Origin of the sequence: Parasedimentitalea maritima (assembly GCF_005771405.1) — a bacterium.
Classification (GTDB): Bacteria; Pseudomonadota; Alphaproteobacteria; order Rhodobacterales; family Rhodobacteraceae; genus Parasedimentitalea; species Parasedimentitalea maritima.
Map to the genome: position 1 here is coordinate 402,306 of NZ_VAUA01000002.1, position 22,176 is coordinate 424,481.

At 53.4% G+C, this 22,176-nt stretch carries 16 protein-coding genes; 1 reads left to right on the plus strand and 15 read right to left on the minus strand.

Going from position 1 to position 22,176, the window contains the following annotated elements:
• Nucleotides 1-10 precede the first annotated feature (10 nt).
• The 12 genes from FEE96_RS05680 to FEE96_RS05735 form a co-directional block, all read right to left on the minus strand.
• A complete protein-coding gene (locus FEE96_RS05680) occupies nt 11-997 on the minus strand; it encodes an ABC transporter permease (protein ID WP_138162039.1) in 987 nt (328 codons plus the stop codon).
• Between the two features lie 23 nt (nt 998-1,020).
• On the minus strand, nt 1,021-2,541 hold the full coding sequence (locus FEE96_RS05685) for a sugar ABC transporter ATP-binding protein (protein ID WP_138162040.1): 1,521 nt from the start codon (nt 2,539-2,541) through the stop codon (nt 1,021-1,023).
• 83 nt (nt 2,542-2,624) lie between these two features.
• Nucleotides 2,625-3,641, minus strand: a complete 1,017-nt coding sequence (locus FEE96_RS05690) for a substrate-binding domain-containing protein (protein WP_138162041.1) — start codon at nt 3,639-3,641, stop codon at nt 2,625-2,627.
• Between the two features lie 793 nt (nt 3,642-4,434).
• The gene (locus tag FEE96_RS05695) at nt 4,435-5,484 is read right to left on the minus strand and encodes an alginate lyase family protein (RefSeq protein ID WP_138162042.1); all 1,050 of its coding nucleotides are present in this window, start codon (nt 5,482-5,484) and stop codon (nt 4,435-4,437) included.
• Nucleotides 5,474-8,245, minus strand: coding sequence for an SEL1-like repeat protein (locus FEE96_RS05700; protein WP_138162043.1), 2,772 nt, complete (start codon nt 8,243-8,245; stop codon nt 5,474-5,476). Before FEE96_RS05700 ends, FEE96_RS05695 begins: the two co-directional genes overlap by 11 nt.
• Nucleotides 8,245-9,414, minus strand: a complete 1,170-nt coding sequence (locus FEE96_RS05705; RefSeq protein ID WP_171021617.1) for an alginate O-acetyltransferase AlgX-related protein — start codon at nt 9,412-9,414, stop codon at nt 8,245-8,247. Before FEE96_RS05705 ends, FEE96_RS05700 begins: the two co-directional genes overlap by 1 nt.
• Before the next feature lie 198 nt (nt 9,415-9,612).
• Nucleotides 9,613-10,365: a hypothetical protein gene (locus FEE96_RS05710; protein WP_138162045.1), complete on the minus strand. Its 753-nt coding sequence runs from the start codon at nt 10,363-10,365 to the stop codon at nt 9,613-9,615.
• 2 nt (nt 10,366-10,367) lie between these two features.
• Nucleotides 10,368-11,915 carry a right-handed parallel beta-helix repeat-containing protein gene (locus tag FEE96_RS05715; protein WP_138162046.1) on the minus strand — a complete coding sequence of 516 codons (1,548 nt, stop codon included), beginning with the start codon at nt 11,913-11,915 and terminating at the stop codon, nt 10,368-10,370.
• Nucleotides 11,908-13,329 carry a mannose-1-phosphate guanylyltransferase gene (locus FEE96_RS05720; RefSeq protein WP_138162047.1) on the minus strand — a complete coding sequence of 474 codons (1,422 nt, stop codon included), beginning with the start codon at nt 13,327-13,329 and terminating at the stop codon, nt 11,908-11,910. The genes FEE96_RS05715 and FEE96_RS05720 overlap by 8 nt, the downstream gene beginning before the upstream one ends.
• Before the next feature lie 23 nt (nt 13,330-13,352).
• A complete protein-coding gene (locus FEE96_RS05725; protein WP_138162048.1) occupies nt 13,353-14,465 on the minus strand; it encodes a hypothetical protein in 1,113 nt (370 codons plus the stop codon).
• A gap of 120 nt (nt 14,466-14,585) precedes the next feature.
• Complete coding sequence (locus tag FEE96_RS05730; RefSeq protein ID WP_246079302.1) at nt 14,586-16,064, minus strand: glycosyltransferase; 1,479 nt, start codon at nt 16,062-16,064, stop codon at nt 14,586-14,588.
• A gap of 7 nt (nt 16,065-16,071) precedes the next feature.
• Nucleotides 16,072-17,391, minus strand: a complete 1,320-nt coding sequence (locus tag FEE96_RS05735) for a nucleotide sugar dehydrogenase (protein WP_138162049.1) — start codon at nt 17,389-17,391, stop codon at nt 16,072-16,074.
• Between the two features lie 296 nt (nt 17,392-17,687).
• On the opposite strand from FEE96_RS05735, the gene FEE96_RS05740 reads away from it, so the two are divergent.
• The gene (locus FEE96_RS05740) at nt 17,688-18,617 is read left to right on the plus strand and encodes a heparin lyase I family protein (protein ID WP_138162050.1); all 930 of its coding nucleotides are present in this window, start codon (nt 17,688-17,690) and stop codon (nt 18,615-18,617) included.
• A gap of 81 nt (nt 18,618-18,698) precedes the next feature.
• Here FEE96_RS05740 and FEE96_RS05745 read toward each other — a convergent pair whose 3' ends face one another.
• From FEE96_RS05745 to FEE96_RS05755, 3 genes are all read right to left on the minus strand, one after another.
• Nucleotides 18,699-18,887: a hypothetical protein gene (locus FEE96_RS05745; RefSeq protein WP_138162051.1), complete on the minus strand. Its 189-nt coding sequence runs from the start codon at nt 18,885-18,887 to the stop codon at nt 18,699-18,701.
• A 495-nt stretch (nt 18,888-19,382) separates the two neighbouring features.
• Nucleotides 19,383-20,645 (minus strand): O-antigen ligase domain-containing protein, encoded by a 1,263-nt coding sequence (locus FEE96_RS05750; RefSeq protein ID WP_138162052.1) that lies wholly within the window; start codon nt 20,643-20,645, stop codon nt 19,383-19,385.
• Nucleotides 20,642-22,123: a GumC family protein gene (locus FEE96_RS05755; protein ID WP_138162053.1), complete on the minus strand. Its 1,482-nt coding sequence runs from the start codon at nt 22,121-22,123 to the stop codon at nt 20,642-20,644. Before FEE96_RS05755 ends, FEE96_RS05750 begins: the two co-directional genes overlap by 4 nt.
• Nucleotides 22,124-22,176 lie beyond the last annotated feature (53 nt).

The following is a 22,176-nucleotide window of genomic DNA, read 5'->3' on the forward strand; positions in this document are numbered from 1 at the left end:
CTGCCCTCCCCTATCCGCGTTTCTTGTGCAGGTAGTGGTCAACCGACACCGCCGCCAACAAAATCGAGCCGCGAATGATGTCCTGCCAGTAGACCGAAACATCCAACAGAGCGAGCGAGCTGGACACCACCGAGAGCAGCACCACACCGAGGATGGCGCCAAATATGGTGCCGGAGCCGCCGGTCAGGCTGGCGCCACCAATCACAGCGGCCGCGATCACGTTCAGTTCCATCCCCAGCCCAAAGGTGGGTTGTGCCGAGCCAAACCGCGCCATGTAGATAATGCCCGCAAACCCAGCCAATGCTGAACACAGGGTAGTGGTCAGAAAGATCACCTTTTTAGTGCGGATACCGGAATAGGCAGCGGCCTTTTCATTGCTGCCGGTATAGAAAACTTTGCGAAATACAGTGGTGCGGCGCAGCATGAAGTCGAACACGAGAACCACCACCAGGAAAATGATAATCACCAGCGGGATTGGCCCGATTGTGCCCTGACCAATGAATTTGAACTCTGGCGGTAGGGTGTACAGCCCCAGTGGTCGCCCGCCTGTGCCCAGCAAGCAGGCCCCCCGTGCAATCACCATGATGGCCAGCGATACAATGAAATGATGCAGACCAACCCGGGTGACAAAGAACCCCATAAAGGCCCCAATGGCAGTACAGGCCGCAATCGCAATGGCCGAGGCCACCCAAGGGTCAATCCCTTGCAAGAACAGCCACCCGGCAATCACCATCGACAGCGCTGTGACAGATCCAACCGACAGGTCGATCCCGCCCGAAATCAGCAAGATGGTCATTCCAACCACCACGATGCCTTCGACCGCAAATGCCATCACCATGGCCCGCATATTCACCCAGGTCAGAAAATACGGCGAGGCAAAGGACATAATCACAAACATCACCAGAATGATTGCAATCAACCCTGTTTCGCGCATCCGCAGCAATTTGTGCAACGTGCTGGTCGTTGGCTCTGCAGGTGCCGAAGCTGTTATTTCCATCGAGTTATCCACCGTGCTCTCCCTCAGCCCGTCAATTCTTGGGCATCCAGGCCCGAGGCCAGATGCATAATGTTTTCTTCAGTAATCATGTCGCCCTCGACCACCCCGCCGATGCGCCCCTCGCGGACCACCAGCACCCGGTCGCTGACCCCGATTAGCTCGGGCAGTTCAGACGAGATCACCACAATGCCCACTCCACTGCGGGCGAGATCGCGCAGGATGCGGTGGATTTCAGCCTTAGCGCCGACGTCAACACCGCGCGTGGGTTCATCCAGAAAGATAAGATTAGGGTTCACCGACAGCATCTTGGCAATTGCGACCTTTTGCTGATTGCCACCCGACAGTGACGACACTGGGTCTGATAACTGACCGCATTTCAGGTTCAGCTTGTTGCCCAGTCGTTCGGCCTGTCCGTCCTCTAATTCGCGATTGATCAGTCCCAACGGGCTAGCCACTTGGTCCAGTTTCAGGGCGGACACATTGTTAGAGATCGGCATATCCAAAAAGATACCGTCGCCTTTGCGGTCTTCGGACAGGTAGACCATGCCAGCGGCAATGCTGTCTTGATAGTGTTTCAGATCAAGCGGCTCGCCATTCAAGTAAACATCACCGGAAACATCACCATCCAACCGGCAAATGCCTTTGACGATCTCGCTGCGCCCCGAGCCGATCAACCCGGCAATGCCGAGGATCTCACCCTTTTTCAACTGAAACGAGACATCGCTGAATCGTTTGTTATCCGTCAGCCCCTGCACATCTAGGATGATCTCCTGAGACCTCTCCGCAAGCGCCTGTTTCTCCGGATACAGGTTCTCGATCACCCGCCCCACCATGGCGTTGACCACATCCGCAGGTTCAATCTCGGCCACATCACGCGTGGTGATATACTGACCATCGCGAAATACCGTTACCCGATCACAATTGTCAAAAATCTCGACCATGCGGTGTGAAATGTAAATGATTGCGATACCGCTGTCGGCCAGCCGCCGCATGATACCAAACAGCACCTGCGCCTCTTTCTCAGTCAGCGCCGCCGTGGGCTCATCAAGGATCAAGACCTTACAATCCAGCGTTAACGCCTTGGCGATCTCAACTAGTTGCTGGTTCGAAATCGACAGGTCCCGCACCAAAACAGAGGGATCAATATCGCTGAGCTGTCGAAACACATCGCGTGCCTTGGCCTCAATCCCTTTGTAATCCATCAAGAACGATCGGCTAATATTGGTGGTCGACATGAATATATTTTCAGCTACAGAAACATCCGGGCACAGGGCAATCTCTTGATGCACGAAGCCGATACCCAGCTTCTGCGCCTTGGTCGGAGAGCTGATCCGTACAGGTTTTCCATCCCAGATGATCTCACCGCTGTTAGGCTTCAAAATGCCGTCGATGACATTCATCAGGGTGGACTTCCCTGCCCCATTTTCACCTGCCAATGCATGGATTTCACCGCGCCGCAGTTCGAAATCAACACCCCGAAGGGCGCGAATGGCACCAAAGGACTTGCTGACATTCGAAATTCTGAGGATCACGTTGTCTGGCATGGGCGGAATTCAGTCCATTTAAATTTCAGAATGTGATGGGCCGCAATTGGCAGACGGCCCATCAAGAATATTTTGGTCAACAATCAGCTGGGATCGCGACCATCCATGTAGACATTCAAATCAAAGCTATCTGCATTCTCTTTGGTGATGACGGAGAAACCGTTGTCAACAAAAGGAATTTGCATCGGGTTATATCCTGATACCTTGTAGTCGTTGAACGGATCAAAGACTTCGGAATGTGCCGCCAGGAATGTGGACATAAAGCCCATGAACCCCTGCATGGCCTGGTTCGGATTCAGCGCCATGTGGATGTTGCCTGCCTTGATATGCTCCAGCGTGGTTGGAGTAATATCTGCATGCATCACCAAAACCTCGGCTTTGGCTTCCAGAATGGCGGCAACTGCACCTTCGGCCGAACCTGCCTCGGGGATCCACAACGCGCCCAGATTTGGGTTGGCCTGCAAGATAGATGCAGTCGCGCGGTAGGCAGCGGTGCTGTCCTGATTGGTAGCCTGACGTCCCACCAACTTCATGTTGGGATAGTGCTCTTCCATATAGGACAGCAATGCGGTGACGCGCAGATCGTGGTTGGACTGACCTGGGTTCTCCAACACCGCAAATTCAGCACTGTCACCAATCTGGCTTACGATCTCTTCAGCAGCAAACTTGGCCTCAGCCAGGTTATCCGACGTGATGTAGGCGGTGCGCTTTGACTTGGGCGAATCCGCCGCAAAGGTTGCCACTTCGGTGCCACTGTCGATTGCACGATCGATTGGCTCAATAAACGGGTCCGACTGCATCGGATGCACCAGAATGCCAGCCGGCTGTTTGACCATATCCTGTTCAAACGACGCGATCTGTTTGGTGATGTCATAGTCCGGAGTACCCGAGAACACGGTCTCACAGCCAAAGGCCTCAGCGGCCTGTTTGAACCCCTGGTAGACCGGAACCCAATAAGGGTGCCCCGAGACCATGACGTTCATGATATATGTCTCTCCCGGTTCACAGCGCAGTCCGCCTTCGGCCTGTGCCGAGGAAACGGAAATAACCGAGGCCGTCATGGCGAGAGACGCCAGAATTCCAGTAACTTTATGCTTCATCATCTTACTCCTCCCTAGAGCATCTGAATTGAAGATCCTTTTCACGATGGCACGAATGTGCCGAGCTGCGGTATTTATTTCAGGTACCGCAAGAAACTTCGCCCTTGATTGGTAGGAGGCAAAATGAAACCGGTCAACGAGCTGTTAGAAAAATATCATAAGGTGAAATTTATTTCACATCTGGACGGCGGGCAATACCTCGTCCGCTGTCCATCATTTGCACTTGGGCATCAGCGCAGTTTGAGTTTGATTGCGACCAAAGGATACGAAGGATGGAACCGAAACGGATGCTATAGTTCCGCGAAAATCCAAACGCACGGCACTGCCCACCGGTTGAACCAATGTCCTAGAGTTGAAACACAATCTCGATGAGACCTACGTAAGCGCTTGGCTGTTTATCTTGGCGTTCCATGGCAAGATAAGGAAAGCATCCTGACTCTGCAGAGCTTTCCGAAGCCGCCCAGCCAGTCGCAGATAGCGATCTGTTTTGGTTACCTTGCCAGAGAACACAGGCTTCGTCGCTTTTTGCTTTGGCAGGTATGGACTGCCACGAATAACAAAAAGGCTGACAGATAGCCTGTGGGCAGTCCTCACCTTTTGCCCCCAGTCAAAGGCGGCATCCATCACTCCGAATCGCGGTTGGTACAAACAACTTCGAGCAAGGTTTTGAACTGCCGACAGGGATCAAGGGTCAGCAGGCTTTGATGCTAGTAGATTACCCTACCCGCATCATGCTGATATCCTCTGACAATGCTCAAATACCGGTTGATATAGAAAGCAACCCGAACTCGCGTTATCTGTCCCAGATCAGTGTTTGGTTGCCGCCCAGTTTAGAAAAGGACAAAGGCCGACGTGGGGCGGCGAAATCTTCGGCCATGGGGTCCGATGTTAACGTCAGATAGGCCTCCAGCCACGCCAAATGATGTTTGCCGAGCTCCGCGCTACCATCGAAGAATGACTGCACCTGCCCTGTCATTGCCTCAGTCTGTGCGCCATCTTCTAGATCGGACAGAGCAAAATGTACTGCCCGTTTTAGGGCTTGATCACATTGATCGGCTATTGGTGTACCTTGTTGTTCCAGCAACAAAACTGAGGTCACTAAGGGGGCCAGCGCGTAAAGTTGATAATGCAACGCGAATTTTCCGCGAGTCATTTCTTGGGGCAGGCTTCCATCCGGATTGGCAGAACAGAGCACGTATGTCGTCGACCAAATCGCCCAGGAACGCATGACTATGTCATTTCTCAACTCTGCAGTTGCTGTTGCGGCAAGCCCAGCCCAAGCCCGTAAATTCCCCGAAGCAGCCCCCTTAGGAGCCTGTTCCCAAAACTTCATTTGCTCGCCGACACGACGGGAAAGCCAGACGCCAACTGTCTCCAATCCCTGTGCGTCGGTGGCAAATTGCTCCGCTTGACCTGCGACGATCGCAAGACCGGCCAACCGGGCACCGATAGTCAACTGAGCAGTTTGGGTGCTCAGATCAGACAACGCATCTGCTTCGGCCCAGACGGCGAGCTGCCGGATAAGGCAATCGGCTTGATCGGGGCGTTGGCTCATCTCAGATTTCAACAGTGTCTCAAGCCCTTCGGCAAGATCGCGCAGAAAATCATCCAGTGGTTTTAGCGAGATCTCAGCTTTCGCCTGCGCGTCTTTGTTCAGCGTCGCGCGGCTGGCGTCACTGCCTTCATAACGGCTTTGGACTGACAGGCTTTGTATGGCTGGTGGCGCCGGGGCACAAATCGATGTGTCTTGAGCCGCAGCTGCGCCTGCCCCAGATAATACGGCAAAGGATAGACCTATGAAAAGCGCCCCTGTCTCAAACCCTTTGAGTGCGTTACTTCCCATGAGCAGCCCCTAACAACTGGGCAAGTTCAGCGGCACGCGGATGACTTAGATTTTCGGCGCGTGCCAGCCAATCCAGTGCAACACCGATGTTACTTTGGGTACCAAGGCCAAAGCCCAGGGCAAAGCCCAGCTCGACCATGGCTTCATCATACCCGCCTTCGGCAGCCTTTTGTAACCACTGTGTAGACTGGCGCAGATCTTCGGGCGTATGTGCACGGTCTCGCAAATGCATCGCGTACTCGAATCGCGCTCTGTTGTCGCCAGCATTGGCCGCGTTACGCAATACAGCTGCCATATCGCGGCGCTGATCAATCTGTGCACGCACATCTTCATGCGCAGTGCGATAACTGGACATCACCCAGACCAGTTCATCACCCTGAGCCTCTTCCAAAACGGCCAACAGATGGCTCGCCGCCGTCTGCGCATCAAAGCCCGGCAAATCAGGGTTTCCGGTCAAACGGTAAAGGCGCAAATTGACATTGGGCTCGCGCTCGGTCAGGTTGCGGGCCGCGACACCCTGCATATCAGGCGCAGAACCCGCATCAAACAGTCTGACCTGACTGTCGACCAGCTTCAATTTCGACAACAAGTGCCCGCCGTCAAAATCCAGTATCACGTTGCGCCAATGATAGACCATTTCCGGGTCCTGGCGAATGGCATAGGCATCGCCCATTTCATCGGCGTCTTTGTTTTCACAGCCCATCAAAGATGCCGCGCGGTCAAAATAGTCATCCACCCGGTTTGCCGGCAGAAACGGAATAGCAAAGATCAGCCCTAGAAAATCGCCACGCTCTTCGATCACATCCTTGAATTCATTATATATAACAAATGCACTGGCGGCGTAGTCTTCTGGGCTGGTGCTTTTCGCCAACAGCCGTGACTTCAACCGAATTGAGGCCCCTTCACCGCGGTTCCCGGCGATGGTCAACATCTTGATGATGTCTTTTGCCACATCAGGTTCGCGCGCTTGATCCTCAAGTAAAGCAACCGACAAATCCAAGGCCGACGTCACACCATTGTTCAAATATACTCTGCGGAAAAACTCGATCGCCAAAGCCCGCTCTGCTGGCGTTCTGGACAGCTCCATTTCCATGCGAACAAAGGTTTCCAACGCTTTATCAGATGGCGAAATGCGCTTGGCCCAAAGTCGCAGCGCCGCCTCTGACGTCAGTGGGCTTGACTGCAACAGTTGCGCCAGCTCTGCCCGTGCCTGTGTGCGCCCTTGCAAGGCTTGCGTTTGAATCCGTGCCAGCAATTCAGGGGATCGAAACGGGCTCAGTGTCAAAATGTCGGTGGCCGACGCTTGCACCGCCGCTTGCCCGGTTGCGGCATAGTTGCGGGCCCACAGATCGGCGGCGTCTTTATGTGGCGCATCATTCAACTGGCAACGATACAAACCTTCCAGAACCTGCATGGAACTGGCCATGCCGAAGCGCGACACCGTATCAAGCAAAAGGTTTTCCGCCCGATTGATACGCACAGGATCATCACGATAGCGGATCAGAAAACGTGCCAGCATTTGCATGCCCGTCTCGTCGCCACGGGTGACCGCAACCTCAAGCAGGTCCATAGCCTCAGCCTCACCAGCCCAGCGACCTTTGCGGGCAATCACCTCTTCGGCGAGATCCGTGAAAACAAACCCCGGAGCCTCTGGCATCGCGGACAGTTCGCGAAGATACTGCAGGCGAACGCTGTCTTCATTGACAACGACATCATTCTTACGCACCCCAAGGTCAAAATAGGGGATCATAGAGTTTTGGACCCGCCGGCGGTCTTGACTTTGGTTGAAGCCCAAAATGTCTTCGATTTCTTGCGCTGTGATCACGCCGCTGGCCAGAAGCTGACTGGTTTGGCGTTCATCAGGCGACAGGCCCAGTTGAGCAGCACGTTGCAGATAGGTACGCATTTCGTCCAGATCTTTGCGATCCGCGTCGGCGTTCAAATGGTATTCCACAACGCGCCACGCAGCCTTTACCCCGCCCATATCTGCGGCAAACTTGCGCCACGCATGTGCCATATCGGGATTGGCTACCACAAGATCACCCTTCAGATACTCCTGCGCAATGCGTTCAGCACGCTTGCAAACACTCGGGGTCAGTTCACCCAGCAATCCACCAAAGGCCAGCGTGACCGTCAAATCCAACGGTGCGTCCCAACCTTCGAGCATTTCACCGCGTATTTGCATGCGGGCGATCTCAGTCAAAGCGCGGGCATTGCCACCAAAGGCTGCCTCACGCAGCATTTCCTGGGCAAAAGGAAGGTCAGTGGGCACCAGAATCCCTTCGCGATAGTAGCGCGCCAGTACAAGTTGCTGATTGTTTGATAGCTCGTCAGACCGGACACGCAGCTGCCCGATCAGATTAATGCTGCGCAATTCTTCAAGGCGTCTGGCCTTAACATGCAAAGCCACACGAGCAAACTCTTCACTCACCCCAGCGAATGAATCGTCCAACTGAGCGCGGCGAGTGATTAATGCGTTGATAAATTCGAACCAACGATCCGCGTCCTGTCGTTGCAGACGATGAATGTCACGGACCAGAAATTTCAGACGCAACTCATCGGTCAAAACCAGATCGCCCAGTCCATGCTCAGTGTGAAACTCTGCCTCACCAGCCGCGGGGGCATTGCACAAATCGCGTGACGAAATGCTGGGCGGCAAAAAATCGATCGGAAGGGGATTGGCCAAGGCGCCTAATGGCAACAGGATGCCAAGTATCCCTAAACTCAGTCCTATCTCCAGACCTGCAAGTTTACGCAGCATCAGTATGCCTCCTCTTGCTGACAGGCGGTTAGACTGGCGGCAGGGCCAAAGGAACCACCTCCCAATTGGACGTCCACATGAGATGCCCCCTCAGGCCACAGCCCTGACACCGGCATGTAGAACCGCCCGGTCAGAACCTGATCAGGAGTGCGGTAGACTGTTCGGGCACGAACACTCTTGTTCCGGGCGGCAAAAATAAAGCGAGCCGCTTGTACCTGAACACCATCATTATCGAAGAACAAAGTGTGGTGTTTGGCTGGATCAAGGCCGCTCAGATCCGCCTGAAAAACCTTGCGGCCTTTATCAAACCGCAAAGGTAAGACAATCTCGCAGCTCGGTCCGGCTGCTGTAATCAACTCCCGCAGGGGTTGCTCTCCAAATTCACCAGAGTTTTTCCAAATCGGCTGTTCCCAAATTAGAAATGACGGCCTGTTGGCCTGAAACTGTTGTGAAGTCAGATAGGCGGTCATCGCCGCCAGGGAGCCACCTTTGGCAAGGCTGTAGTGACCAGCGGACAGGCCGGTGGCCTCTTGCAAATGATGCGCAAAGCCCAATGTCGATCCACCAGTCATCTCTGAACTGACCACTGCAACTTCAATGGGCGCAACCGAGTTGAACAGATCCTGCGGGGCCGCCCCTTGGCGCATCAGAACTTGATCAAATATCAAACCAGGCAGGTCTTTTTCGCAATGCTCTTGCAAATCAAGGCGCCTGTCTGAGTGCATAGCTGCTTTACCACTAAGCCCGCTGCGAAACGCCGTTTGCGGCAATGCAGCATACCCGGGCGATCCTGCAACCATTTCCGCCGCAGCCCGCACCATGGTACGCACACCATGCGAGTTCAGCCGTGGGTCAGGTCCAAAAAATACCGGGGCATCCATAGCAGCGCGCGCCAGGATATGACGGACATTTGGAGCAGCCACCCCATAGTGGTTCAGGCGCTGAATGTTCTCATCATAGACCGTAGCAGCAATATCAATGTCATAGCCCAAATCAACTGCGGCCCAGGGCAGGTTTTGGGGTTGTCCCAGGGCCTTAGTTGGCGTTGCCAGATAGATTAGCGTTGTTCCCTGTGCTGCGAGAATGTCAGACAGTTCTGCAAGGTCTTGGGCAATTTCTTCGGTGATCTCATGTGACATCATCAGGTCAGGAGACACGCTGTAGAACATGCCCTGCGATCCTTCCACACTCGGGCTGGTTCCCGAATTCATCAGCCCAGAACACGCATATTCAGAGCTTTGCGCGGCCAGAGGTGCACCAAATAGTGAAAGTAACAACGCAGCGCACTGAACCCGTGCGTTACATTTGAAAAAATTGACCATGTTGCCCGTCATAAGCTAGCCTCTGCTGCCCTGTTATTCTTTAAGCTATTCATTAGCTGCGTATGTCTTGTCCATCAGTGCCACCAGATTTTGAGCTGACGTCATGATACCCAGATGCGATGACGTCTGCGCACGTTGCAAATAGGATCTCGCCCAATCTTGCTGTTCTTTAGTGAGGTTAACTTGCTCCAAAAGAGCCACCGCCAAGCGCAACTCAACCCTGCCGTCACCATTGCGTTGGCTTTGTTCAAGGATTTTTTCTCTTGTACTATCACTGAGCTCACCGAACAGCCTGCCCTTACCATTGAATTCAATGACCGCATCCAAGGCCAGTGTATTTCCGGCCCAAGCATACGGATAGAGCACCTGAATATACTTTCGAAGGCGGTCGCGTGGCTCTAATGCTGGATCAAGACGCTTCATCGCCTTTATCATGTCCGGCAACGTCCAGACCCGCCCAGTGCCAACCGCAATTGCGCTGTAATAGGCCACGTCTGACGGCGTGTTCACCGTCGCGCCGGCGGAGATCAGGCGACGCGCATAGGTCTGAGCCGCTAGTCCGTAGCCGGCCTCGCTCAGTTTTATCAGATTGGCGTCACTTACAGGTTGATGTGCATGCATCTGTTGACGCGCGGCGACCAGCGATGGCGACAGCCCCTTCATGCTGAGAGGATCAGGTGTAATCGTGACGGTGATCCGCGAGGCCTTGGTATCATCTGCAAACGGCAGCGGTATGTTTTGCGCGACTGCTGCCGTGGCGCAAAACACCCAAAGGCATAGAAAAAGGCGTAAAATCATGGTCATGACTCGCAATCGGCCAAGCCAGCCTGCACTGGGTATTGAGTACCACCGGCTGACATCAACATCGGAGTCTCGCCGCTCAAATTGGTGGCGACGGCTCTGTTTTGCAGCGCAATATCACCGTCAATCAAACGTGGGAGTTGATCTGACAAGTCGTTTCCTACCAGCATAAGCTGCCCGCCTGTGGCCGTAGAGAGCCCTGCTTTGTTCTGGCGCAGAATATTGTCTGAAACATAAGTTACCGCATCTCTGGGTTGATCTGAAACCCAAATCCCAGCGCTACGGCTTCCACTGATTGTATTTTTCTGAACCGTAGTTTGGCTACTGGAACGAATATCAACGCCCTTTTGGCGGCTGTTCAGAATCACATTGTGGCGTACAACAGCGCAATTTGAGCTGGAAATTTTGATTGCACCGCCGCTGCGCCGCCAAATCACATTCCCTGACACCAGGACGTGATTGCTTTGGCCCTGCACCAAAATGCCAGAGCGGTCACCTTGTAGCAGAACATTCCCCTGGAGAGTGCTGTGGTCGGACCCGCGCAAAACCCGTATCGCATTTGTCGGACCCGAACCAAAAAACAGGTTACCCTGTACATTGGTGCCCAACGAGGTCGACAGCAGCAAAGCATTGTTACGCATATTATAAAACTGGCTACCAGAGACCTCACCACCAGATATCCCAGTCAATGACACCGTCTGCACATCATCAAAATAAGTATCTGTGATCCACGTTTCCCCGACCGTTGGCAAAAGCGGATGAGCCACAACCGACAGGCCGGAAAACTTTGGTGACTTGCCAAAGCCAAGCCCCAGAAAGACAGCCTTGTCAACTTGCAGTGCACCACCACCACCGATGGTGATAAAGGGTACAAAATCCCCGCTGCTTGGAGAGGCTTCCCCAACAACGCTAACGCGACTGCCGGCTATCTCCACGCGGCCAAAGCTGATAATAAACGCCCCATCCCCACGGCTAAGTTGCAGATGGTCCTCTGGGCCCAATTGCAACACCGTGTCATCCCAGAGAATGATCGGAACACGCAAAGTGTTATTCCTTGGCTGCATTTGGGCTTGTGGAAAAGTTTGTGCCAGGCTGGCGCGGAGGTGGTCCAGCGTCACTAACCCGGACCGAAATGTCAGCGCCTGGGTTCTTTCACCTGGATGTGCGTTCAAGACATCAAGATTATCTTGCCCGCCGTGCACCTGCGTCAGCAGCGCCAGAGCTGTGCGAAAATCTTCAACGCTTGTGCTGGCCAACTGGGTCGGAACATCAGTGGTTTTTGCAGCAGTCACAGGGAGTTGGTACGATGACGGCAAGTCTGGCGTCAGGCCCGACAATCCAGTGCGATGCATCAACTGACCTAAAGGCAAGCGCAAAGTAGCACTGTCCTGAACCAAAAAATCGGACAGCTCGGTCAGTTGCTGATCTAATTTCATCAAATCAGAGTTGGGCCCAGCCCAAGAGGGGCTGGGCACCAGAAAGGAGACACAGAACATCAACGCAACCCAAAGAGCCCGGATCTGTTTTTGTACCTGCCTGTCAGCCATTGATCACAATAGGCTCGTTTTGCTTGCCTAAGTCCGCATTTTCCAGCGTCACAAACAGGAGTTCCGCCGTGGTATCGCCACTGTTAAGGATGCGAACACTACCGGTCTCATCTGCATAGATACGCCCGCCCTCAACCGCTGCTTTGCTCCAGTCTGGGCCCGTGGCATGAACGGTTCCCTGAACCACGATTACCTGTTGACTGCGCGAACCACGGTCGAGCAAAATCGTTCGCCCCACTTCGATTTCGGCGGTTCCCAAGTGAAAGCGGTCTGTTTCGACTATCTTTTCCAGCTGATCTTGTTTGTGGAACGGCACCATGGCCGGAATGGAATTGGCGTGAACTTCTGCCTCAGAGCGCTTGCTGGCTTTGAGCAGATCAACAACCGCTTTGACGTTCTGGGTTTCATCCATTTTTGCCACAAGCAATGCGTCTGGCGTGTCGATGACAATGATATCGCTCAGACCGACCACACTGACCAAACGAGTATCCGTAGAGACCATCGTATTTATCGAATTCAGCGCGACAACATCGCCTTGCAGGACATTGCCATCTTTGTCGGGCTGCGAAATATTGTACATAGCCAACCAGCTGCCAACGTCATTCCACGACACATCCAATGGCGCCAGCGCGATGCGGTCTGTTTGTTCAAACACTACACTTTCGGTGGGCTGGGCTGCGGATTCGGCGAATTCTGCCTCGTCGAGATACAAGGCTTCGGGCGTATCAGAACCAAATTCCACAGACGCACTCACATGGCCCGCTGTCGTTGGATCAAACTTCTGGTATTCTTCGATGATAGTTTTGGCCGAGAACATCGACAGTCCTGACGCCCAGTAGGCCGACTTACTGTCAATCAACGCCTGAGCTTCCTCCTGCGGAGGTTTTTCGACAAAGCCGCCAACCTGCCGAACTGTGTCAAACCCTGCCAGCGGTCCGGCATCGGTGATGTAACCAAACCCGGTTTCCGCATAACGCGGCGGGATACCGAAGGTGATGATATGACCAGCCTGCGCCGCTGGAATGCAGGCCTCGATTGTTTCCGTCAAACGACCTTCAATCACGTGATCCGCAGGGATCACGACAAATAAGGCGTCTGGATCTTTGCGCGCAATAGCATGGGCAGCAGCGAGGACAGCTGGACCGGTGTTGCGTCCAACTGGTTCGCAAATTATCTGCGCCTTGGACTGAATTTCACGCAGTTGTTTCACCACGGTACCACGATGAATGCCACCGGTGACAATCACAGGATCCTGATAAACTGGCCCACGATGGCGCTGCACAGCGACCTGAAAAAAGGTCATTGACTCAGGGCCGCTGATTTTTTGGAACTGCTTGGGGCTTTGAGTTCGTGACAAAGGCCAAAGGCGGGTGCCTTTTCCGCCGCAGATGATCAGTGGATAAATCGTGGTCATTGTAATTGCCTCTCGCTTCAATCTCAAAGGCCCAACAGGCCCTTCGACAGCCGCAATCTTGCGGATTTGCCGATATCCTTTGTTGTCAAAGCACCCTCTTCAGAAACAAGTTCGACAGGGACAAATACGTCACCACGCAGGCTCGCTGCTGTGGTTGCCTCACTGGCGATAACCTCGACAGGAATACTTCTCCCGTCATTGAGATCCATATGAACCTGGTCTCCGTTCATCGCCCGATTCAGCCCTTCTATGCTCATCAGAGTCTGTGCTCTGATTAATGAAGTATTAACATAAATTGTCAGAATTAAGTCCGTTTGAAGGACAGTTGTGCCATCTGAAATTCCTTTTGTAACAACCACTTCACAGTCACATGGCATCGTGAAGTTCAATACATTGCCAGTATTGGCGTTAACCGAATACAGCACCTCGCCCTTGGCGGCGTTAGGATTTAGGTAAGAAATTTGCCCGGCGGCTGTAGCGCGCATTTTTTGACCGGCTCGCTCCACAAACACCGGGTGCATTTCGTAACTCGTTGAGTAGCGTTGAAGCAGCACGCTGGCTGCTACAACGATAAGCAAAACCGACAGCGCAGCCACACCAAGTGAGCGCACCCGGTTCATGAGTGAATGCCCCCTCGCCTCACCTTTTGGCTTTTTTGGTGCGGTCGGGCCAGTATAGCTGATCATACCGTCGACGGATACAAAATCCCCGCCAATATGGCTGTTCACTATATAGCGTAGCTGTGGCAGGTGCCCGCCGGTGGGATCTGTAAACTGAAAGACTGATTTGCCCTGAACGTCTTCACTAATCACCATAACTTCGGGATGCAGCGAGAGTACAAAGCTCTCAAATGCAAAGTTGATAATTGCGATATGCCGCGTGCCATTCCCGAGCATCCCCCCTTCCGTCGCCTGTGCATGGATCTGCATAAGCGAGATACTGTCACCGGTATATCGTTGCCCGGCGACCGTCACCGAATACGGAATTTTCAACAGTGGATGCTCATCATCGTAGCCAAAATCTACCGGTAAGGGCTGGCTCTGTGTTGTGCCTGACAGAGACTGAGGTTGGCGATGAACTGGCTGGGGCGCAGGTTCCGGGGGACTGGCTTCGCCCGGGTTATAGTTCTTACTCATACTGGCAGTCCGCTGGACAAGAGGACGTCGGGCTTCGGCCCGTGGTTCAGGTGTTTCAAGCTTGTCAGAGGGTGTTAGTCGAAAAAGGTTGTTGTCCATGAGGGTACCTCGTCGTGCCTATTAGAAAGTGTTCAGAAACATTACGGCGATGGTCAGCCATGACAGGGCAAGCGCGTGGTGAGCAAAGGATTCCCAAGCTTTGACACGGTCCTGCAGGGCCATAGCCTTGCCCGAACCGCCGCTGCCTTGCCGCGTCCATTTCTGTTTATCCAGTCGAAAGAGAACAAAAGTTTTGATGATGGCCCCAGCAACCTGCCCAAAATACAAGATCGGCGGATGAGTGACGGGGAACCATTCTTTGTTAAACAGGGCGATAAAGATACAAAACATATAGCGGGTCGCCATAACCCAAGCGATGTAGAGTGGGATCACCGAAAGTGAAACTGTTGCCGCTGCGACAATAACTGAAATCGGGCCAACAAGTGTGGTCCACATCGAAACCCGCTGATCAAGGATCGACCACCAGGTAAAAAATCCGATTTTGCGCGGATCTTCGCGTAGTGCCCGACCATTGGTGCGCATCATATTGCCAAACCATCGGATCATCAGCGTTTTGGCACTGTCATAAAACGTGTCACGCGGTTGGTCTTCCGCAGATTGTGACTGAATATCGGGCATATAGGCCATCTGATAGCCATTACGAAGCAGCCAATACCAAGTGGATTTGTCATCACCGGTTAGGAAATTCACCCGACCAAGGCGCCAATGGTCAAGAAAGTCAAAACCAACACCTTTGATAAAGCCTGGATCTGTCGCGAGGGAAGCGCGAAACACTGACATACGCCCCGTCAGCGTCAGCACTCGGTTGCCTAATCCCATTGAACACATCATCACCTGACGCTGGTTGAAGCGCAGTGTGAACCAGTCTTTGAACAGGTTCTGTTTGTCGATGATTGCAGCCTCATCGGTGGTCAGCGCCCCCATGCGCGGATCCGAAAAGAAGGGAGCCGCTTGGGCCCAGATATCAACCGGAACCACGGTATCCCCATCGACAAACACCATGATGTCATCTTTGGTCGGGGCCTTATCGGCCAAAATGCGCAAAGCCTTTTCCATGGCGTCACGTTTGCCGCTGGATTTGATTCTATCGATAACCAGTTCGACGTTGCTCATATCAAACTTCGAAGACGCATAAAGCTGCTGGATCAGACGCTCATCTTTACCATCCACAACTGAGGCGACAATCGTCGCGCCATCGCGAGCTTTTGACGCTGCCTCAAACAAACGACGATAGACCATGATCGTCACTTCGTTATCGACCATATAGCTGGTCAGCATAAAGTAGCAGTGCGATTTAACGTTACTGGCCCAAAAGCGCCTGTGGTGACGCCGCTTCCAGATTGGATAGGCGATGCGGCGAAAAAAAACGGCCCGACCAAAATTGGTCACCGCCCAAGTATAGCGCCAAGTCCCCAAAAATCCGACGATGAACACCGCATTAGATGCGTGATGCAACTCCCCCAGGAAACCCTGGGGGACCACGGTCACCAACAGATAGATGACCGCAAAATACGCCGTATGAGTAAGGACCATTGTCATTGCAGTTTTACCAGCAAATGCCTTCGTAGTTCTCGTCTGACACCATATCGCGATGCAATCGGGTCAGGTCGACAACCGTCTGGGTTTTGGCCGCTTCTTTTAGCTTTTCAACGGTCTCGTTGTAGTAGTTCCCCACCAAAACCGCACCGGCATCATTGATTAGCTCATCAAGATCGCCGACCAGTCGGTTTTCAAGATTTGGGACGCTTTCATTGCCGCGCCCCGCACCAGGGGTACCGCTGTCATAGGCTTCTTTGACAAAGGGGTCGTATATATTGACCTCAATACCTTTGTTGATCAGGCGTGCCGCAAGGCTAACCAGAGGGCTTTCGCGCAGATCATCAGTACCTGGTTTAAAGCTGATACCGACAAAGCCAACTTTCTGGGCACCGCTCTTTTCAACCATGGCTTCTGCCTTGGCAATCTGAGCTTCGTTGGCCTCTAAGACTGCATTCAACAGATGCGCTGGCGTATCGTTCTGGCTGGCGAGGTGGCGCAACGCACGCACATCTTTCGGCAAGCAAGAACCACCAAAGGCAAAGCCCGGGCGCATGAAATAGGGCGACATCGCCGCCTTTTTGTCACTGCACAGAATTTCCATGACGCTTTGACCGTCAATCCCGCAGGACTTGGCAATGTTACCGATTTCGTTGGCAAAGGTCACCTTCACCGCGCGCCACGTATTGGAAGTGTATTTCACCATTTCAGCGGTGCGAATATCAACTTTGTTGACCGCACAGGGCATGTCTTTGTTCAGATCCGCCAGGATCTGGCCAGTCGGTTCATCCATAAAGCCAAAGACCACCAGGCCGGGGTCATAGCTGTCGGCAATGGCAGTGCTTTCACGCAGGAATTCCGGGTAATAGCCGACTCCGAATCCCACTCCAGCCTTTTTGCCAGATGTCTGTTCCAAAACCGGAATACAGGCGCTTTCAGTGCTGCCCGGGACAATGGTCGAGCGGATAACGACCGAATGGTAGACATCTTTTTCACGTAGTGCTTTGCCAATGTCTTCGCAGACACTGGTTACGTACGATAGTCCTACAGATCCGTCAGCTGCTGAAGGTGTTCCTACACAGACAAAGGACATCTCCGTCTCGTGAACTGCTCTGCCAAAATCACTGGTTGCGCGCAACTTGCCTTTGGACACCATATCTCGGACAAGATCATCGATCCCTTCCTCAACAATGGGGGACATGCCCGCGTTGATTGCATCAATTTTACCCTGGTCTACATCAACTGCAATGACTTCATGACCATCCTGCGCAAGACACGCAGCGGACACGACGCCAACATAGCCAATGCCAAAGACACTGATCTTTGCCATATCGTTCTGCCTCTCAATATCGGCGCCATCTGATGCAGCGCTCGACTCGCAATGTATGGAGGAGAATCGAATTCAGACAAGCAAGCGGGTTTTCTGGCATTAACTTTTTGTTAACTGTGCCCCGTTCGCTACAGTTAACGCCTTATTTCAAGCACGTTTCATAACTGATCATTACCCGACGAAAACTAATTTTTAACGTTATATTACAATATGTTAGATCATTTTGTTGCACCTCCCATTTTTGACCACTATAGAATGTCATCTAGACTTAGGATCAACGAAGAATGAGATGACCAATGCAGGGAATGGCCCGGAATGCACTTTTTCTCAGCGTTTTCTTAACCGGCTGCACCGGTGCGATTCCCAATTCGACCAGCGGAAGCAACGAAGTGTTTACGCCTGGAAACGGCTATGAAAGGTTTTACAGTTCAGCCGACCACAACTTCCGATACGCCTTTGCTGAGCACCAGGCACCCACCCGCCGAGGCATCCGCAGCGAGCGGTTCGAACTGCGTGACGGTGATTGTGGTGGCAGTGACTGCGGCAATCCCCGCTACCGCACCGAAATTCAGATGCCGACCAAGTCTAACCCTGCCAACGTCGGTAAAGATATCTGGTATGGCTGGAGCTTTTTAAACTCCGGCGTACCCAGTTTTACACGCGAAGACTCATTGCGACTTGTCTTTGGTCAATGGGGCATGCCTAGTGGGGCAACACCTGCGATCCGGCTAATCCAATTGGGCATGGACGAAGGCAATTGGGCGGCCTGCCAAAACACCACCTGTGCCGGGTCAGCAATAAAACACGGCGACATTGTCGTGCAGCTCGCGGACATGAACCGTGCCTTTAGCTGGGGCAAAGACAAGAATGAAGGCTATGTATGCCGGTTGTTTGAGATGCAGGATCAGCAGAACCGTTGGGTCGATCTGGTCATGAATACAAATTTTTCAGACAATGAAGACGGCTACCTGCGGATTTGGGTAAACGGCGAGCTACGGTGTAATTATAGCGGCGCAATTGTCTCTCCCGACAGCTTGCTCAAGGGGCACAAACCAGGCCATCGCCGTGGCATTTTTTCCAGCTACACAGAACGGTGGACAAAAACACATGGCGCAAAACCCAAGCCAACTCTGGTCGTGTATTATGACGAATTCGCAGTTGGGTCATCGCGCAGCCAGGTCGACCCAGCGTTGCGCGAGCAATCTAATAGGCCGGCAATCGACTAGCATCTTCCTTAAGGAATGCGCAGCAAAAAGGCCCGTATCACTACGAGCCCTTTTGAATTTCAATCCAAAACTAAGCTTCCGTCAAAGATTGGCAATCGTGACGGCAGTACCATCCGCGTAGCATAGCACAAGATCATTGCCTTCTCTGTATGCATGCACATTGCTGGTAAAGCGCTTGCCATCCTTTGGGATGATTTTCATCACAGTATTATCGACCATATCAATGGTTTTATGACCAGATTTGGCAATCGTATGGGTCTTCGTACACATAGGGGCAGCTCCTAAGTCAGTGCGATTAGAGGCGGCACGATACACATAGTCAGCGGGATCGTTTCCAGTAACTGTGCAGCCAGCTTTCGGGAAAAATCTTCATCAGGACCGGGAGGTCCAGCGCTGCAAGGCCCATCGTGGCAGGAAAACACCTTCATTCGCTTCGGTTCATTTGTGCCCGTAAAATCGTGTTCGGGCAATCCAATTTAAGGTAAAATTGCGGCGAAATGGGGCAAAGAGGCCTTATTTCGCCAATTGAGGGCGCGGTTTCGACAATAGAAGCCCTGAAACGAATGGGCTGATTTCATCGATTGGAAACAGAATACCTAGCATGTCAGAACTGTTTCGTGGTGATCGTTGCAATTAGTGCGCATGTAATCTTTCAGGCGCGAATCAACTTCGACAAGACAGCATAGTACTCCCTCACCCCGCCCCTGCCTGCGAGAATGGCGATGCGGCTAAGCTGAAATTCTCATGTGGAAATGTGTGCTCTGCTCATTTCGTCAGTTCTTTGGCGTGTATTCCCAAGAGCAAGAGACTTGGCCAAAGCAGATAGACCTCGATCTCTATGTTCTCACCAAAGGACAGCAACACAAAGACCAGAATGATCCCAAAGGGCAGTGTGCCACGGTTCGATTTTATGGTGTCTGTCACCGCCAACGCCAATTGCCACAGCAGTGGGATTAATAGGGCAAGAAACCCGGTGATGCCTTTTACAAAGAGCAACCCATACCAGGTGTGGTGGCTGCCGATGGGCATGTATTCAACGATGTGAGACCCCGGCGCGACCCTGCCATGGCCAAACCACACCGCTTCGTTCTCCCAGCGTTCAGTTGCAATACGTTGCAGGGTGGCGCGCACGCGGGAGCTGTCGGCACGGGCAGATTTGAAGGCGCGGACACTAGACTGGGCCGAGGTGATCAGCCCGTCAGCGACCATCGAGGCCAGCACCAAACAACCGGCCAACCCCTGCCAGGCCCAGGATTGAGCAGACAGACGTAACAGACGTGGGATCGCCGGGCAGACGATCAACCCAACCAGTCCCATGCGCGATTTAGAGGCAAGGATCAGGAAAATACCAGCCGTCACACCGATGGCTTTCCAGCGCGTACATTTTTCTTCAAGCGCAAACAGCACCATCAACACCCCCAATAGGGCCGCAAAAGGCGACCATGGCGCGTAGAATTGCCAACGTGGTGTGCCGCTAGCGGGGTCCAGAGTATATAGGAACACGGTGAAATACTCGGGCCCCGGCCCTCCAACCACCTTGAGCGGCGACGTGAAAATCTTTTCAGGCAGGCCAATATAGGGCGCAACCAGCATCAGGGGCGCAAGAACAAGAACCCAGAGGCCAACAACACATTGACCCCGAACCAGAATTGCGCGCCGGATGGGCAAGACAGCTCCGGCCAGTGGGAACAGTGCCATCAACGCCCAGCCCTTGGCCCAGCCGATGGTCGAACGGATAATCGTTTTCGTGCCGAAATCAAAATTGATCAACCCAACCCAAAGGATGATCAGCATGGCGGCCATACCGATAATCCAGGCCCAGACAACGGCTGGTATGGGCGTGTGACACCGCAGATCCTCGCGCACCGCTGCCCCGAAATAGACCACCAGCGCGGCCAATCCACCCAGCATCCAGCCCAGCACCGGACCAACAATATACAGAGCACCTACGGCATAGAACGGCCAGGTCCAGATCAAAGCTTTGTAGACGATGTTTTCAGCCGGGTTTTGGGGGGCAGTATCGCTCATGCGCTGCGCTCTTCGCGGCGGGCAATCAACCAGTTGATCATTCCAAAGCGGGCCCAACCCAGTGCCAACGCAACCATGACGCAAAGCGTGGCGGCAACACCGGCTGCAATGGTGAGCATGCGCCGGGGGGATGACGGTTTCAGCGGCAGCGAGGGGGCTTCGAGCACCTGTACCAGTGGATAAGACGCATAGACATCAATCTTGGACGACTGACCCCGTGCAATGGCTGAGGTGAAGACCGCCTCGGATACGCGGAAATCGCGTTGTAGATCTTCCAGACGCGCCGCCATGGGGGCAATGATTTCCAGTTTCTGGCGTTCTTCCAGACAGCGTTTGTGCAAGGTTTGATATTCAGCGTTCGCCCCTTGCCTTTCAGCCTCGGCGCGCACCAGATCTGCCAGCAGGGCCGTGCGGTCGCCCCTTTGTGACATCTCAAGCCCAATGACTTCAGGCTCGGTCAATCCGGTACGGGCCACGGCAATTGTCACCAGTGTCCCCAGCGCGAGGTCATGCTGCGCTTTGGCTTCGAGTACGCGCGGATGCTGGGAGCCATAGTGCGAACGCATTTCGGTCAGCAGGGCCGCCTTGTCTGACGCATCTTTTACATAAGTGAGATAGTTGTTGTCGGAATAGAGGTTCAGAACCCTTGCGGCCTTGGCTGCTGGCAGCCCTAAGGTTGCCTCAAGCGCGCTGACATAGGCGGTCTTCTCCAACAACCGGGCCTGAGCATTTTCCGTCAAAACCCGCAGGGCATCATTGTCGCGCACCTGGGCGGAGAACTGATCCTTGGACAAAAAACCGGTTTCCTGTTGCAGCCGGTCAATATCAATACGCGTGGCCGCAACTGAGCTCCGGTATTCCTCAATCGCGGACACCGCGCTTTGCTCGCGCATGCTGAGCTCATCATTCCTAAGCAAGGTTAGTTCGCTTTGAAAGGCTTGCAGAATAGCCTCGGCCCGCAGCTGTGCTTCTTGTGCGCTGGGGCCTTTCATTTGAACCCGGATCAGGCCGGTTTGATCCACCAGATCAATCACTGGCGCCGGTAATTCAGTCACCGGCAGATCCAGACTAAGGGCTGCGGCCAATCTGATCCGGTTGGCTGTAATCAACCGTTTGTAGGTCTGGGTGGGGCTGACGGAATCTGTTGCAAAGGCTGACGAAGCATAAGACGAGGCCTGACCGATGCTTTCCAGATTGACCGAGGCTGAAGCCCCTGATCCCGGCAGGATCAACGCCATTTGGGAGGTATACTTGGGTGGAGTGGTTGTCAGATAGGTAAAAATCGGCATCCAGATGCCAGCACACCACATCAGGAAAAACGTCGTGTAGCGACTGCAGCGCCAGAAGAAATTCCGTGGTTTGCGTGGCAAAAACTGGGCGTTTGGATAGCCGTTGTTGACCGCCTTGTTTTGCTTCAGTGGTACTTTGGTCGCTTCGTTTTTTCCGAAAATTTTGCTGGATGCAGCCAAATACGCCATTATGTCATCTCACTGAAAAACTGTTTCAATGGATGATACGGCGCGTCAGGTGT